This window comes from Massilia phosphatilytica (assembly GCF_977014125.1).
The window spans coordinates 1-14,357 of sequence record NZ_CDRNIL010000123.1; the positions used below are offsets into that span (position 1 = coordinate 1).

Genomic DNA, 14,357 nt, shown 5'->3' on the forward strand with positions numbered 1-14,357 from the left:
ATCATCGCTAAAGTTAAAACGGAGGAGTTAGTTGGATCTATCCAGCACCTCATAGAAGGAGAAGCGGAACCGCGCACATCGAAGAACTGCCGCAACAGAACGACCGGGTCGCGCTCATGCCCCGGTGCCCGCGCGCCCGGCTACGTGCTGGGCGCGTTGTCCTGATGGAACGGCCGGCGCGGCCGGCGCGGACCAGGTCATACAGCCCAAGCAGGTGTTCGACGAATTACGGGCGACCGGCCCACCGTGCAGCAACTGCTGCGCACATCGTGCAGGAAAACCCACCTCGTCATCAACATGAACGCGGTCACGACCCAGGTCCGAGCCCCCGCCAGCTTTGTCGGCCTCGTCGCCACGCCGCACGGCGGCGCCGTCTGGACGCATGCCGGCGATTCGCGCCCGCATCAGTTTCACGAAGGCAAGTGCTCGGCAATGTACCGAGGATGCGGCCTACATCGAGCACCTCGTGTTCGACCGACCGCGTCCCGCCCGAGGCGGCGAAAAACCACCGCAAGTCAAGCCGCTCTGTGGGCAATCGAAGCAGCCGTTCATGGCATTCGGCGAACGCAGCGGCCTGGCGGCGGGCGATGGCTGTGCTCGGATGGCCTGTGGCATTTCTTCCGATGCGAACTGGCGGTGGCGCTGGCCAAGGCCAGTCCGCGCCAGGCATCCGACAAATGCTGATCAACAAGGCGGGCGAGCGTTCCCACGGCAAGGGCGGGAACCGCAGGCGATCGTCAAGCTGGTCAAGCCGGTGCTGGATCGGCCCACTTGACGGATCGCGGTACGTATCGCCGCGGCGGGCCGGCGGTACCGGATCGGCGCAGGCTGGGCGGCCTCCGCCCACGCGTGACGCGAACGACCCACGTCACGTGTGACGTGATCAACCCGCATACGTCACGCGTGGACGGGCGCGCCGACCCCTACCTTCGCCTCCTCGGCTTCGCGGCCTTCGCGGCCCGTCCGCCTTGCGCTGGGTGACCTCAAATTCCGCTGATTCGGCCTGGCCGTGCTTCAGCTGTACGGGCTCCGCGGTATGCTTGCCCGCACTTCGGCCTGGCGCGCGGCGCGCAGGTGGGCGTCGCGCTCGGCCACGCGTCCCGGCACCGTCGGCACCGCGGCGGCACCGGCGCCGCCGCCGGCGCGGTGCTGCGGGTTCGGGCGGCCAGGCGCGCTTCCTGTTCCTGGAAGCGGCGCTCCGCTTCGGCCAGGTCTCGCGGTCGCGCTCGACGACGACGGCCTTGCATCGCCGGCGTGGCTGCGAGGGCGCTGCGGCGGGCGTTGGCCTCGCTCGAGGAGCTGTTCACGAAAAACTTGTCGTAGCACGTGTTGCGTCTCGGAAACTGCGGCACGCTCGCGCGCCACCGCGGCCAGTTGCCGGTCGGCCGTCTCACGGGCGGCGGCTGCACCCTCGCGCGCACACCACGCGCAGGCCGCCCGCGACAACACGGCGGCAGAGCAGCTGCGCGGCGGACACCGCGGCCGCGAGCCGGGCTGCGGGTGTCTGTTACGAAATCTGGTTTCATTCGGTTCCTTTGATCGTGTCAGGCCAGCGTACTCCCCGCCACGGCGCTCGGCCAGCATGTATTTGCGCGACTGCATCTGACGATACGACACGGTGCGGTGGAACTCCGTCGACATCGCGCCCTCCGTGCAGCAGCTGCTTGATCTTGCCGAATCAGCTTGATCTTGTGGTCGTAGAACACGTCGATCAGCCACGTGAAGCGACGCGCCTCGGACCGACATTCGCGGCTGGACATGCGCGGACCGCGGACAGGATCACGGTGTGGAACTGGTCGATAATTCGAGGTAGTCGTCTGCGAGCGCGGACCGCCGCACAGGGTCGCGAAGTCGAACCAGATCACCTGCCGGCGCGCCGCAGCGCCACCTCGCGCTGCTCGATGCGCACGGCGCGGGTCTTCGTCGCGGTGTCGGCGACCTTCTCCAGGTCTCGCGCAACGCGTGGTCGGCGCTCGCGCCCAGCGGCGTGTAATAGGCCTGCACCTGTTCGCACGCGCGGTGGCGGTAGTCGATGCCGGCGTCGACATTCATCACGTCCAGCTTGTCCTTGAGCAGCGCGATGTCGGCAGCATGCGGTCGCTGTGCGTACAGTTGTCGGATCGTAGTTCGACGCCACCACGAGCGACACGCGCGCCGGAGACAGTGCGCGGCAGCAGGTTGTCGCGTTCGGTGATCGCTGACCGTGGAATTCGTCGAAGCAGATCAGCTGGATCTTGGCGATGGCGGCGCGCCACTTCGAGCAGCGGAGTCTGGAGCTCATCGAGGTGGCGGTGCACGGCGCGCATGAATTCGTGAAAGTGCAGGTGCGTCTTGCGCACGACCGGCACGACCGAAGAGCCGTCCATGAGGAAGGACTCGCCCGCGCCCCACCCCGCCCCACATACGCCTTGCGGTCGGGACGGTTGATCCAGGCGCTTGAACGCGGCACGGTAGTGCGCTGCGACTTGTACCTGACCCCGAGTCGTCGTAGGCTGCCTGCAGGCGGTCGACGGCCCGGCGCCGCTGCGCGGATCGGACTCGAATCCGCGCTCGGCTCAGCGCGTGCTGGTAGTACTCTTGAGCGTTCATGATCAAATGTGGACCCGACGGCCCGTAAACGTAGGGGCTGGGCACCCCGTGGCCACGCGGACGCCTGCATATGTGTACGAACCACGCGTGGGCACAAGGGTGCCCACCCACGGGCGCAGCCGGCTTTTAGAAGTTCAGCGAAAACGTGTGAGCGCGGCTTCCTTGGTTGCTTTCGGACAGCGACGGGTGGGCGTGGCAGATGCGGGGATGTCTTCCGACGAGGCGCGGAATTCCATCGCGACGACGGCTTCCGAGATCAGCTCGATGTGGACCGGGCCCACGATGTGGACGCCCAGGATTTCGTCGGTTCTTCGCGTCGGCCAGGAATTTCACCATGCCCGACGTGTCGCCCAGCGCGCGCGCGCGGCCGTTGGCCGGAACGGAGCGTGCCGGCCTTATAGGCGACGCCTTCCTTGAGCTGCTGCTCGGTCTTGCCAACCTCCGGGCGAGGTGTAGATGACCCACGGGATCGTGTTGAAGTTGACGTGGCCATGTGGCGATGCGCTCGGCGACCGCGACGCCTCTCTGCCTTGTGCGCCAGCATCGTCGCCCACGGCCGACACGCCGGACGCTGGTGCGGCATTGTCGTCGACTGGACGATGCACGCCGACGAGTCGATGCCGAGGCTGTTGGTGTTCGGCACGCGGCCGATCGAGACGATCAGGCGGTCGGAACGTTTCGCTCTTCGCAGCCCCCGACGTGTTCGGCGTATTCCACGGTGACGTTATCGGCGCCCTTGGTGACGCTGTTGATCTTCACGCCCCAGCTCACGTCCAGGCCCTGCTTGGCCAACAGCTTGTGCGCTTCCTTGGCGATTCTGCTCGTCGACCGCGCCCAGGTCGGCAGGTCTTCCATAGGTGACCTTGGCGCCCAGGCGGCGCCACACGGAGCCCATCTCGAGGCGCGATGAGCGCGCGCGATCCCGCCCAGCTCTGGCGGGACGGGGCGTCGACGGTCAGCGCGCCGGCGTTCGCAGGACGATCTTTTCGTCGAAGGCTGGCGCCGGGCAGTTCGCGCGCATTTGGAGCCGGTGGCGATGATCACGTTCTTTGCGCTGAGCGAATCGGTGGTCGTGCCCGAGACGTCGACCCGTGTAGCCCTTCGCCAGCCTTGCGGCGAGCGTGCCGGCCGTGGAAGAAGGTGACCCTTGTTCTTCTTGAACAGGTACACGACTGCCGTCGTTGTTGGCCTTGACGACGCCATCCTTACGCTTGAGATTCGGCCGAGGTTCAGCCGGCGAGGCCGGCGGCCGATGCGGTCGGCGAACGCGCGGCCGGGCGTGCTCGAAGCGTTCCGACGATTGCAGCAGCGCCTTCGACGGGACGCAGCCGACGTTGGTGCAGGTGCCACCCAGCTGCCGGGCCGCCCTTGGCGTTCTGCCATTCGTCAGCTGCAGGCTGCGCGGCGCGGGATCGCGGCAACGTAGCCCGCCGGGCCGCCGCCGTGACGACTGTCGGAATTGTTTTTCAGGTGCTCGATCCCAACTGTTTGTCCCCGCCAACCACGTCACCCCGCGAAGGCGGGGCCAATTTTTGCCGGAGCCGAAGCCACGGCGCGCGCGGCTCCGACGTCACCAAACTCGGTTCTCTGCCTGCGCGGGAACGACGCTTGATTCGGGTTTCGTATTCGTTCTTCGCCCGAAGACTGACTCTTCGGGGTAGACGAAAATCCACAGCAACAGGTAAATCGACGATCCCGAACCCGCAACGTGATGCGTAGAGCGCGAACACGAGCCGCCACACCACGCGTCGACGCCCGACACGCGGGCGAGGCCGCGGCAGATCGCCGCCCAGCCGGCTGCCGTCGGGTGCGCGAGCGGCGCAAGGTGTTCAGCTCGGCCGCGAAGGTGCCGTCGGCACTCGCGCTCGGTTGCTCGAGACGACGTCATGACGACACACCTTCGCCTTCGAATTCGGCGTCGGTGCAGGCGCGCCGGCCCTGGTGCAGTCTCGTGCAGCACGTTCGATTGTCATCGGAGATCATGATCGTTCCCTCCCGACCAGACTACGGACTTGAGCGCGCCGGGCGGCGCGCCCATCCCTCAGCAACTCGCGTGATTACAGGTCGAGCAGCAGGCGCGCCGGATCTTCCAGCGACTCGACGGCCCGCGGGCCGTCGCGGCCGTCGATGCCGGCTGGTCGCAGTCGACATCGCCAGGTAGTTCATCGGAGCGGATGACGATCATGGCTGTTCTCGACCGACGGCGCGGTCCTCTGGTCGCGCGCACAGCGGCCCAGGATCGCCGACTGCGGCGGGTCGGACGACCGGGGTCGACAGCATCGAGCCAACACGCCGCCGCCGTTCGAATCAGATGCCGTCAGGCTTCCAGCGTCAGCTTGCCGTCCTTGGCTTTCTGCTGAGCTGATCTTCTTCTCGATGTCGCGGTCGACATCTGGTCGGCGTTGCGCAGGTTCGGCACGACGAGGCCGCGCGGCGAACCCGCACTGCTGATGCCGATGTCGAAGTAGCCGTGATACATGATGTCGTTACCGTTGACCGACGAGTTCAGGATCGGGTACTCCGCGGCCGACGGCGGCCTCGACGAACTGAAGCCCAGCTCGACGCCGTGTTCCTTCTCGAACTTGTCCTTGTGCTCGTCTGCGCATTTCCATGACCAACGCCATCCTGACGACGTTCAACGAAGTCAACACGGCCCCGGTCATGGAAATGCGCAACAAGTACAAGGACAAGTTCGAGAAGGAACACGGCGTCAAGCTGGGCTTCATGTCGTTCTTCGTCAAGGCCGCCGTCGCCGCGCTGAAGAAGTACCCGATCCTGAACGCGTCGGTCGACGGTAACGACATCATCTATCACGGCTACTTCGACATCGGCATCGCGGTCGGTTCGCCGCGCGGCCTCGTCGTGCCGATCCTGCGCAACGCCGACCAGATGTCGATCGCCGACATCGAGAAGAAGATCGGCGAATTCGGCCAGAAAGCCAAGGACGGCAAGCTGACGCTGGAAGACCTGACGGGCGGTACGTTCTCGATCTCGAACGGCGGCGTGTTCGGCTCGATGCTGTCGACCCCGATCATCAACCCGCCGCAGTCGGCGATCCTGGGCGTGCACGCGACCAAGGACCGCGCCGTCGTCGAGAACGGCCAGATCGTGATCCGTCCGATGAACTACCTGGCGATGTCGTACGACCACCGCATCATCGACGGCCGCGAAGCCGTCCTGGGCCTGGTCGCGATGAAGGATGCGCTGGAAGATCCGGCGCGCCTGCTGCTCGACCTGTAATCACGCGAGTTGCTGAGGGATGGGCGCGCCGCCCGGCGCGCTCGTGCGTAGTCTGATGGGAGGGAACGATCATGATCTCCGATGAAATCAAGCGTCTGCACGAGCTGCACCAGGCCGGCGCCCTCACCGACGCCGAATTCGAACAGGCGAAGGCGAAGGTGTTGTCGTCGTCGACGGGTGAACCTGAACAAGACCGCGAGTGCCGACGGCACCTTCGCGGCCGAGCTGAACACCTTGCGCCGCTCGCGCACCGACCGCTGGCTGGGCGGTGTCTGCGGCGGCCTCGCCCGCGTGTCGGGCGTCGACGCGTGGGTGTGGCGGCTCGTGTTCACGCTGTTCACCATCACGTTCGGGTTCGGGATCGTGATTTACCTGTTGTTGTGGATTTTCGTACCCGAAGAGCGAGTCTTCGGGCGAAGAACGAATACGAAACCCAAATCAACGTCGTTCCCGCGCAGGCGGGAACCCAAGTTCAGTGATCGGAGCCGCACGCGGTTGTGGCTTCGCTCGGCAAAAATTGGGCCCCCGCCTTCGCGGGGGTGACGTGGTTGGGGACAAAAAAGGAAAACGTTAGATGAGCACTGAAAAACAATTCGACGTCGTCGTGATCGGCGGCGGCCCCGGCGGCTACATTGCCGCGATCCGCGCCGCGCAGCCTGGGCTTCAAGACCGCCTGCATCGACGAATGGCAGAACGCCAAGGGCGGCCCGGCACTGGGTGGCACCTGCACCAACGTCGGCTGCATCCCGTCGAAGGCGCTGCTGCAATCGTCGGAACACTTCGAGCACGCCGGCCACGCGTTCGCCGAGCACGGCATCGACGTCGCCGGCCTCTCGCTGAACCTGGGCCAGATGCTCAAGCGTAAGGATGGCGTCGTCAAGGCCAACAACGACGGCATCGTGTACCTGTTCAAGAAGAACAAGGTCACCTTCTTCCACGGCCGCGGCACGCTCGCCGGCAAGGCTGGCGAAGGGTACACGGTCAACGTCTCGGGCACGACCACCGATTCGCTCAGCGCGAAGAACGTGATCATCGCCACCGGCTCCAATGCGCGCGAACTGCCGGGCGCAGCCTTCGACGAAAAAATCATCCTGTCGAACACCGGCGCGCTGACCGTCGACGCCGTCCCGGCCAAGCTGGGCGTGATCGGCGCCGGCGTCATCGGCCTGGAGATGGGCTCCTGTGTGGCGCCGCCTGGGCGCCAAGGTCACCGTGCTGGAAGGCCTGCCGACGTTCCTGGGCGCGGTCGACGAGCAGATCGCCAAGGAAGCGCACAAGCTGTTCACCAAGCAGGGCCTGGACATCCAGCTGGGCGTGAAGATCAACAGCGTCACCAAGGGCGCCGATAACGTCACCGTGGAATACGCCGACGCGTCGGGGGCGGCGAAGAGCGAAACGTTCGACCGCCTGATCGTCTCGATCGGCCGCGTGCCGAACACCAACGGCCTCGGCATCGAGACCGTCGGCGTGCAGTTGGACGAGCGCGGCTTCGTCGCCGTCGACGACGAATGCCGCACCAGCGTCCCGGGCATCTGGGCCGTGGGCGACGTCGTGCGCGGCCCGATGCTGGCGCACAAGGCGGAAGAAGAGGGCGTCGCGGTCGCCGAGCGCATCGCCGGCCAGCATGGCCACGTCAACTTCAACACGATCCCGTGGGTCATCTACACCTCGCCGGAAATCGCGTGGGTCGGCAAGACCGAGCAGCAGCTCAAGAAGGAAGGCGTCGCCTATAAGGCCGGCACGTTCCCGTTCATGGCCAACGGCCGCGCGCGCGCGCTGGGCGACACGTCGGGCATGGTGAAATTCCTGGCCGACGCGACGACCGACGAAATCCTGGGCGTCCACATCGTGGGCCCGGTCGCGTCGGAGCTGATCTCGGAAGCCGTCGTCGCGATGGAATTCCGCGCCTCGTCGGAAGACATCGCCCGCATCTGCCACGCCCACCCGTCGCTGTCCGAAGCGACCAAGGAAGCCGCGCTCGCCGTCGACAAGCGTTCGCTGAACTTCTAAAAGCCGGCTCGGCCCGTAGGGTGGGCACCCTTGTGCCCACGCGTGACGCATGCACATTGTCGGCGTCCGCGTGGGCACGGGGTGCCCACCCTACGTTTTTACGGGCCGAATCGGGTCCACGTTAAACGAAGCTTTCCATGAACGTCCAAGAGTACTACCAGCACGCGCTGACCGAGCGCGGATTCAAGTCCGATCCCGCGCAGCAGCGCGCCGTCGACCGCCTGCAGGCAGCCTACGACGACTGGGTCGGGTACAAGTCGCAGCGCTCGTCCGCGTTCAAGCGCCTGATCAACCGTCCCGACGTCCCGCAAGGCGTCTACATGTGGGGCGGGGTGGGGCGCGGCAAGTCCTTCCTCATGGACAGCTTCTACTCGGTCGTGCCGGTCGTGCGCAAGACGCGCCTGCACTTCCACGAATTCATGCGCGCCGTGCACCGCCAGCTCGATGAGCTCCGGGGCATGGAAGACCCGCTGCTCGAAGTCGCGCGCCGCATCGCCAAGAAATACCGGCTGATCTGCTTCGACGAATTCCACGTCAGCGACGTCGCCGACGCGATGATCATGTACAACCTGCTGTCCGCGCTGTTCTCCCACGGCGTGTCGTTCGTGATGACGTCGAACTACGATCCGGACAAGCTGTACCCGGACGGCCTGCACCGCGACCGCATGCTGCCGACGATCGCGCTGCTCAAGGACAAGCTGGACGTGATGAATGTCGACGCCGGCATCGACTACCGCCACCGCGCGCTGGAACAGGTGCAGGCCTATTACACGCCGCTGGGCGCGAGCGCCGACCACGCGTTGCGCGAGACCTATGCGAAGGTCGCCGACACCGCCGACGAAGACCCGCGCGTGCACATCGAGCAGCGCGAGATACGGGCGCTGCGGCGCGCCGGCGGCGTGATCTGGTTCGACTTCGCGACCCTGTGCGGCGGTCCGCGCTCGCAGAACGACTACCTCGAATTATCGAGCCAGTTCCACACCGTGATCCTGTCCGGCGTGCCGCGCATGTCGGCCGCGATGTCGTCCGAGGCGCGTCGCTTCACGTGGCTGATCGACGTGTTCTACGACCACAAGATCAAGCTGATCATGTCGGCCGAGGTCGAGCCCGAGCGGCTGTACACGGAGGGCGCGATGTCGAACGAGTTCCACCGCACCGTGTCGCGTATCATTGAGATGCAGTCGCGCGAATACATGCTGGCCGAGCGCCGTGGCGCGGCGGATGCGCTGGCCTGACACGATCAAAGGAACCGAATGAAAGCTGATTTCGTAACAGACACCCGCAGCCCGCGCGCGCTCGCCGCCGCGCTGTCCGCCGCGCTGTCCGCCGTGTTGCTGGCGGCCTGCGCGAGCCCGGACGTGGTGCCGCGCGAGGTGCCGCCGCCGCCCGTGACCTCCGTTGCCCAGGCCGACCAGCAACTGGCCGCGGTGGCGCGCGAGCGTGCCGCGATCGAGGCCCGTTTCGCCGAGCGCGAGCGCGCTTGCTACGACAAGTTTTTCGTGAACAGCTGCCTCGACGAGGCCAAGGAACGCCGCCGCAGCGCCCTCGCGGCCCAGCGCGCGATCGAAGTGCAGGCCGACCGCTTCAAGCGCGAGGCCGTCGTCGTCGAGCGCGACCGCAACCTGGCCGAAGCGGAGCGCCGCTTCCAGGAACAGGAAGCGCGCCTGGCCGCCGAACCCGCGGCGCCCGCGCCGGCGGCGGCGCCGGTGCCGCCGCCGCGCCAGTCGACGGTGCCGGGACGCGTGGCCGAGCGCGACGCCCACCTGCGCGCCGCGCGCCAGGCCGAAGCGGCCGATGCCGGCAAGCGTGCGCAGAACGTGCGCGAATTCGAAGCGCGCCAGGCCGAATCGGCGGAACGCCAGCGCAAGGTCGCCCAGCGCAAGGCGGAGCGGGCCGCGAAGGCCGCGAAGGAAGCCAAGGAGGCGAAGTAGGGTGGGCACCCCGTGCCCACGCGTGACGTATGCGGGTTGATGGCGTCACACGTGACGTATGCGGGTCGTTCGCGTCACGCGTGGGCGGAGGCCGCCCACCCTACGGCCGATCCGGTACCGCCGGCCCCGCCCACGCGGCGATACGTACCGGCCGATCCGTCGATCAGGGCCGATCCAGCACCGGCTTGACCAGCTTGACGATCGCCATGCTGCAGTTCCCGCCCTTGCCGTGGGAACGCTCGCCCGCCTTGTTGATCAGCATTTCGGATGCCTGGCGCGGACTGGCCTTGGCCAGCGCACCGCCCAGTTCGGCATCCGTGAAGAAATGCCACAGGCCATCCGAGCACAGCAGGAAGGTATCGCCCGCCGCCAGGCCGCTGCGTTCGCCGAATGCCATGAACGGCTCCTTGCGATTATTGCCCAGCAAGTTCAGCAGCAGCTTGGACTTGCGGTGGTTCTTCGCCGCCTCGGGCGGGACGCGGTCGGTCGACACGAGGTGCTCGATGTAGGCCGCGTCGTTCGTACGTGCCAAGCACTTGCCTTCGTGAAAGTAATACAGGCGCGAATCGCCCACATGCGTCCAGACGGCGTTGCCGTGCGGCGTGAGCACGAGGCCGACGAAGCTGGCGGGGGCCTGGACCTGGGTCGTGACCGCGTTCATGTTGATGACGAGGTGGGTTTCCTGCACGATGTCGCGCAGCAGTTGCTGCAGGCGCTCCACGGTGGGCCGGTCGCCCGGCTTGAATTCGTCGAACACCTGCTTGGCGGTGTGCATGACCTGGTCCGCGCCGGCCGCGCCGGCGACGCCGTCGGACAACACCGCCAGCACGTAGCCGGGCGCGCGGGCGCCGGTCATGAGCGCGACCCGGTCGTTCTGTTGCGGGCGGTTACCGATGTGCTGCGCGGTTCCCGCTTCTAGCTTGTATGAGGTCATAAACGTGGCTTTCCGATGCCGTGATGCCGGACTTTGTTGGCGGCAACGGCGGTGTAGTTTAAACTATGCACCGGTTTGCACTGGAGTTGCAAGCCGTAACGATAGTAGATAGCGCCGCCCCGAGCCAGCGGGCATGCGCCTTCCCACCCCTTTACGCTTAAAGTTCGGAAATGCCTAACATGATCGACGTCCAGGAGATCCACCGCCGTATCATCGAACTCGACGTGGAACATCGCGACCTCGACGCCGTCATCGACATGCTGACCCGCGACGGCCACTCCGATCAGTTGCAGCTGCGTCGTCTGAAGAAGCGCAAGCTGCAGTTGAAGGATCACATCACACTGCTGAAAATGCAGTTGGTGCCCGACGTTCCCGCCTGACTCCGGCGTAAGTGTTCCGTTTAAAGCCGTCCACCTTGACCGATCATCTTCCCCTGCCTGGCGCCGACGCCGGCCCCGACCACGACGCTGCGCCGGCGACCCCCGAACCCACCGGTAAGTACGACGCCGAAGTCGACCGCATCTTCGGTGCGGGCGGCCCGCTCGCGCCCGCCGTCGGCACGTTCAAGCCGCGCCAGTCGCAGACCGAGATGGCGAAGGCGATCGCGCACGCGATCGGTGCGCAGGGCACGCTGATCGCCGAGGCCGGCACGGGCACGGGCAAGACGTTCGCCTACCTCGTCCCGGCGCTGCTGTGGGGCGGCAAGACGATCGTTTCGACCGGCACCAAGAACCTGCAGGACCAGTTGTTTTCGCGCGATATCCCGACCGTGCGCGCCGCGCTGCGCGCGCCGGTCTCGGTGGCGCTGCTGAAAGGCCGCTCGAACTACATCTGCCACTACCACCTGGAACGCACGCTCTCGAACGGGCGCCTGACGTCGCGCGACGACGTCGGCCACCTGCGCGAAATCTCGCGCTTCATCAAGATGAGCCAGTCGGGCGACAAGGCCGAGCTGACCAAGGTCCCGGAAACGGCGTCCGTGTGGAACCTCGTCACGTCCACGCGCGAGAACTGCGTGGGCCAGGAGTGCCAGTACTACCAGGACTGCTTCGTGATGAAGGCGCGCCGCGAAGCGCAGCAGGCCGACGTCGTCGTCGTCAACCACCACCTGTTCTTCGCCGACGTGGCGCTGAAGGAAGGCGGCATGGCCGAACTGCTGCCCTCGGCCAACACGATCATCTTCGACGAGGCGCACCAGTTGCCGGAAGTGGCGACCCTGTTCTTCGGCACGACCATCTCCACGGGCCAGGTGCTCGAACTGTGCCGCGACGTGCTGGCAGAAGGCCTCGCGCATGCGCGCGGCGGGGTCGACTGGGCCAAGGTCGTGACCGTCGTCGAAAAGGCCGCGCGCGACCTGCGCCTCACGTTTCCCGAGGGCAGCACGCGCCTGTCGCTGCCGCAGATTCCGCCCAGCTCGGAATTCTTCCCGGCGCTGGAAAAACTGAAGGAAGAGCTGGAAGGCATGATCGACGTGCTCGAAGCCCAGGCCGAGCGCGCCGAGACGATCGAACAATGCCGTGTGCGCGCCGTCGAGATCCTCGAGCAGTACAAGGCGTGGAAGTCCGATCCGAAGAAGGGCAAGGAAGTGGAGGGCGACGAGGCCGTGCTGTGGGTCGAGGCGTTCTCGTCGGCGCTGCAACTGCACAAGACGCCGCTGTCGATCGCGCCGATCTTTGCCGGCCAGCGCGCCGGCACGCCGCGCAGCTGGATTTTTACCTCCGCGACCCTGGCGGTAAAAAACGACTTCAAGCATTTCTCGGCGCAGCTCGGCATGACGGGCGAACCGGCGCAGAGCTGGCCCAGCCCGTTCAACTACCAGGAGCAGGGTATCCTGTACGTGCCGACCGGGCTGCCTGAACCGAACACCTTCGGCTACACCGACGCCGTCGTCGACATGGCGCTGCCCGTGATCGAGGCCGCCGGCGGCCGCTGCTTCTTCCTGTGCACGACGCTGCGCGCCGTCAACCGCGTCGCCGAGCGCCTGCGCGCCGATTTTGCCGCGCGCGGCCTGGACTTCCCCCTGTTCGTGCAGGGCGAACGGGGCCGCACGGAACTGCTGGATTCGTTCCGCAACGCCGGCAATGCCGTGCTCGTGGGCAGCCAGAGTTTCTGGGAAGGCGTCGACGTGCGCGGCGAGGCGCTGTCGCTCGTCATCATCGACAAGCTGCCGTTCGCACCGCCCGACGATCCGGTGCTGGCCGCCCGCATCGAAGTGATGGAAAAGAAGGGCATGAACGGCTTCGTGCATCACACGTTGCCGGAAGCCATCATCAACCTCAAGCAGGGCGCCGGCCGCCTGATCCGCGACGTCGAGGACCGCGGCGTGCTGATGCTGTGCGACCCGCGCGTGATCAGCAAGCCCTACGGCCGCCGCATCTGGCAGAGTCTTCCGCCGTTCCGCCGCACGCGGGTGCAGGCGGAGGTCATCGACTTCTTCAAGCAACCGAAGCCGGAACCGGAATGATGCGCGTGGGCACGGGGTGCCCACCCTACCTCCGAGAACCGGGGCAGAGCCCTTTTACGGCTTCGTGACACGCTACCTCTGAGAACCGGGGTCAGAGCCCTTTTACGGCTTCGTGACGCGCTACCTCTGGGAACCGGGGTCAGAGCCCTTTTTACGGCTTCGTGACGCGCTACCTCTGGGAACCGGGGTCAGAGCCGTTTTTAAAGCAACACCGGGCTCTGACCCCTCCGCTCCGCTCTGTCACACGCCACCTTTCCGCCCGCCTGCCGGTACGCCGGGCGCCCCCGCGCCCTCCGCTTGTGCTCCCACAACATGCAGGATGGGTGACTTGTTTAGAGTCTCCTAGGCCCGGCCGGTGGCAGACCTACAAGGGGGAGCAATGGCGATTCGTTATGGCTGCTTTTTCAGCTATGCCCATGGGCGGCATGAGCTGATGCAGCGCTTCAAGGCCACGCTGGCCGATGCACTGCGCTGTTACCTCGAACCGTATTTCGACAACGAAGACGAACTGTTCGTCGACACCGAACAACTGGGCGGTGGCGACGACCTCGACCGTAAGATCGCCCACGCGCTGTGCGAAAGCGCGTGCATGGTGCTGATCTACACGCCCAAATACGAAGCCCACGCCTACACGCGCCGCGAGTACGCCGCCATGCGGCTGATCGAGGCCGAGCGCAGCACGTGGTACACGCTGCCGAGCCAGCTGATCATTCCCGTCATCATGACGCAGCACCCCGACCGGCTGCCGCCGCAGATCAGCGAATCCACGTTCTACGTCGATTTCTCGCGCTTCACGATGGCCACGGCCGATCTCAAATCGAATCCAGATTTCCTGCCGGACATCGACAAGATGGTCCGGCGCATCGTTACCCATTACCAGTACCAGAAAAAGACCACGCCGCCGGCGCATGACTGCAACCAATTCGTACTTCCCGCTGTCCCACCCGCATGGCGTGAGTTACCGGATCCAACCTTCCCCAAAAAATGAGGAGCCTTATGGAAACCAACCGCATCACCGCAGTACCGGCCGGGCAGGCCGGCGAGGTGACGACGTTCTACTCCTACGACAGCGCACCCGTGCGCAGCCTCGCGCTGGCCCATGCCGCCTGGCTGCTGGCCGGGCGCGCGCATGCGAAGACACCGGTACTGATGATCGACTGGGACCTGGAAGCGCCAGGCCTCCGCCGCT

14 protein-coding genes and 5 pseudogenes are annotated in these 14,357 nt (G+C 66.1%); 10 read left to right on the forward strand and 9 right to left on the reverse strand.

The window, feature by feature from the left end:
• Positions 1–114: 114 nt before the first annotated feature.
• Positions 115–384 carry a hypothetical protein gene (locus tag ACWNCF_RS04235; RefSeq protein ID WP_449406142.1) on the reverse strand — a complete coding sequence of 90 codons (270 nt, stop codon included), beginning with the start codon at positions 382–384 and terminating at the stop codon, positions 115–117.
• On the opposite strand from ACWNCF_RS04235, the gene ACWNCF_RS04240 reads away from it, so the two are divergent.
• Positions 383–775, forward strand: coding sequence for a hypothetical protein (locus ACWNCF_RS04240; protein WP_449406143.1), 393 nt, complete (start codon positions 383–385; stop codon positions 773–775). The genes ACWNCF_RS04235 and ACWNCF_RS04240 overlap by 2 nt on opposite strands.
• A gap of 239 nt (positions 776–1,014) precedes the next feature.
• On the opposite strand, the gene ACWNCF_RS04245 is transcribed toward ACWNCF_RS04240, so the two are convergent.
• From ACWNCF_RS04245 to ACWNCF_RS04275, 7 genes and pseudogenes are all read right to left on the reverse strand, one after another.
• Positions 1,015–1,449, reverse strand: a complete 435-nt coding sequence (locus ACWNCF_RS04245) for a hypothetical protein (RefSeq protein WP_449406144.1) — start codon at positions 1,447–1,449, stop codon at positions 1,015–1,017.
• 95 nt (positions 1,450–1,544) lie between these two features.
• Positions 1,545–1,760, reverse strand: a complete 216-nt coding sequence (locus tag ACWNCF_RS04250; RefSeq protein ID WP_449406145.1) for a hypothetical protein — start codon at positions 1,758–1,760, stop codon at positions 1,545–1,547.
• A gap of 19 nt (positions 1,761–1,779) precedes the next feature.
• The gene (locus ACWNCF_RS04255) at positions 1,780–2,052 is read right to left on the reverse strand and encodes a hypothetical protein (RefSeq protein WP_449406146.1); all 273 of its coding nucleotides are present in this window, start codon (positions 2,050–2,052) and stop codon (positions 1,780–1,782) included.
• Positions 2,052–2,432, reverse strand: coding sequence for a hypothetical protein (locus tag ACWNCF_RS04260; protein WP_449406151.1), 381 nt, complete (start codon positions 2,430–2,432; stop codon positions 2,052–2,054). Before ACWNCF_RS04260 ends, ACWNCF_RS04255 begins: the two co-directional genes overlap by 1 nt.
• Positions 2,433–2,723: 291 nt before the next feature.
• Positions 2,724–4,059, reverse strand: a pseudogene (locus ACWNCF_RS04265) (FAD-dependent oxidoreductase).
• Between the two features lie 571 nt (positions 4,060–4,630).
• Entirely contained in the window at positions 4,631–4,774 is a 144-nt protein-coding gene (locus ACWNCF_RS04270; RefSeq protein WP_449406147.1) for a hypothetical protein, read from the reverse strand.
• A gap of 132 nt (positions 4,775–4,906) precedes the next feature.
• A complete protein-coding gene (locus tag ACWNCF_RS04275; RefSeq protein WP_449406152.1) occupies positions 4,907–5,146 on the reverse strand; it encodes a 2-oxo acid dehydrogenase subunit E2 in 240 nt (79 codons plus the stop codon).
• 14 nt (positions 5,147–5,160) lie between these two features.
• On the opposite strand from ACWNCF_RS04275, the pseudogene ACWNCF_RS04280 reads away from it, so the two are divergent.
• From ACWNCF_RS04280 to ACWNCF_RS04300, 5 genes and pseudogenes are all read left to right on the forward strand, one after another.
• A pseudogene (locus ACWNCF_RS04280) lies at positions 5,161–5,829 on the forward strand (2-oxo acid dehydrogenase subunit E2); the annotation flags it as partial.
• A 68-nt stretch (positions 5,830–5,897) separates the two neighbouring features.
• A pseudogene (locus ACWNCF_RS04285) lies at positions 5,898–6,231 on the forward strand (PspC domain-containing protein); the annotation flags it as partial.
• Between the two features lie 172 nt (positions 6,232–6,403).
• Positions 6,404–7,839 (forward strand): annotated as a pseudogene (gene lpdA / locus ACWNCF_RS04290) (dihydrolipoyl dehydrogenase).
• 137 nt (positions 7,840–7,976) lie between these two features.
• Positions 7,977–9,074: a cell division protein ZapE gene (gene zapE / locus ACWNCF_RS04295; protein ID WP_449406148.1), complete on the forward strand. Its 1,098-nt coding sequence runs from the start codon at positions 7,977–7,979 to the stop codon at positions 9,072–9,074.
• 18 nt (positions 9,075–9,092) lie between these two features.
• Complete coding sequence (locus ACWNCF_RS04300) at positions 9,093–9,770, forward strand: hypothetical protein (RefSeq protein ID WP_449406149.1); 678 nt, start codon at positions 9,093–9,095, stop codon at positions 9,768–9,770.
• A gap of 163 nt (positions 9,771–9,933) precedes the next feature.
• On the opposite strand, the gene ACWNCF_RS04305 is transcribed toward ACWNCF_RS04300, so the two are convergent.
• Positions 9,934–10,704, reverse strand: coding sequence for a PP2C family protein-serine/threonine phosphatase (locus tag ACWNCF_RS04305; protein ID WP_449406150.1), 771 nt, complete (start codon positions 10,702–10,704; stop codon positions 9,934–9,936).
• 179 nt (positions 10,705–10,883) lie between these two features.
• On the opposite strand from ACWNCF_RS04305, the gene ACWNCF_RS04310 reads away from it, so the two are divergent.
• The 4 genes and pseudogenes from ACWNCF_RS04310 to ACWNCF_RS04325 all read left to right on the forward strand — a co-directional run.
• Positions 10,884–11,084, forward strand: a complete 201-nt coding sequence (locus ACWNCF_RS04310; protein ID WP_442121906.1) for a YdcH family protein — start codon at positions 10,884–10,886, stop codon at positions 11,082–11,084.
• 35 nt (positions 11,085–11,119) lie between these two features.
• Positions 11,120–13,168, forward strand: a complete 2,049-nt coding sequence (locus ACWNCF_RS04315; protein WP_449406153.1) for an ATP-dependent DNA helicase — start codon at positions 11,120–11,122, stop codon at positions 13,166–13,168.
• Positions 13,169–13,547: 379 nt separating this feature from the next.
• Complete coding sequence (locus ACWNCF_RS04320) at positions 13,548–14,156, forward strand: toll/interleukin-1 receptor domain-containing protein (RefSeq protein ID WP_449406154.1); 609 nt, start codon at positions 13,548–13,550, stop codon at positions 14,154–14,156.
• A gap of 8 nt (positions 14,157–14,164) precedes the next feature.
• Positions 14,165–14,357 (forward strand): annotated as a pseudogene (locus ACWNCF_RS04325) (tetratricopeptide repeat protein); the annotation flags it as partial.

What these genes read in the sequence shown, in the direction of transcription:
- ACWNCF_RS04240 (WP_449406143.1), top strand. Translation starts at nt 383, where the DNA reads ATGCCGGCGATTCGCGCCCGCATCAGTTTCACGAAGGCAAGTGCTCGG.
- ACWNCF_RS04235 (WP_449406142.1), bottom strand. Translation starts at nt 384, where the DNA reads ATGCGTCCAGACGGCGCCGCCGTGCGGCGTGGCGACGAGGCCGACAAA.
- ACWNCF_RS04250 (WP_449406145.1), bottom strand. Translation starts at nt 1,760, where the DNA reads ATGTCCAGCCGCGAATGTCGGTCCGAGGCGCGTCGCTTCACGTGGCTG.
- ACWNCF_RS04255 (WP_449406146.1), bottom strand. Translation starts at nt 2,052, where the DNA reads ATGAATGTCGACGCCGGCATCGACTACCGCCACCGCGCGTGCGAACAG.
- ACWNCF_RS04270 (WP_449406147.1), bottom strand. Translation starts at nt 4,774, where the DNA reads ATGATCGTCATCCGCTCCGATGAACTACCTGGCGATGTCGACTGCGAC.
- zapE (WP_449406148.1), top strand. Translation starts at nt 7,977, where the DNA reads ATGAACGTCCAAGAGTACTACCAGCACGCGCTGACCGAGCGCGGATTC.
- ACWNCF_RS04300 (WP_449406149.1), top strand. Translation starts at nt 9,093, where the DNA reads ATGAAAGCTGATTTCGTAACAGACACCCGCAGCCCGCGCGCGCTCGCC.
- ACWNCF_RS04305 (WP_449406150.1), bottom strand. Translation starts at nt 10,704, where the DNA reads ATGACCTCATACAAGCTAGAAGCGGGAACCGCGCAGCACATCGGTAAC.
- ACWNCF_RS04310 (WP_442121906.1), top strand. Translation starts at nt 10,884, where the DNA reads ATGATCGACGTCCAGGAGATCCACCGCCGTATCATCGAACTCGACGTG.
- ACWNCF_RS04320 (WP_449406154.1), top strand. Translation starts at nt 13,548, where the DNA reads ATGGCGATTCGTTATGGCTGCTTTTTCAGCTATGCCCATGGGCGGCAT.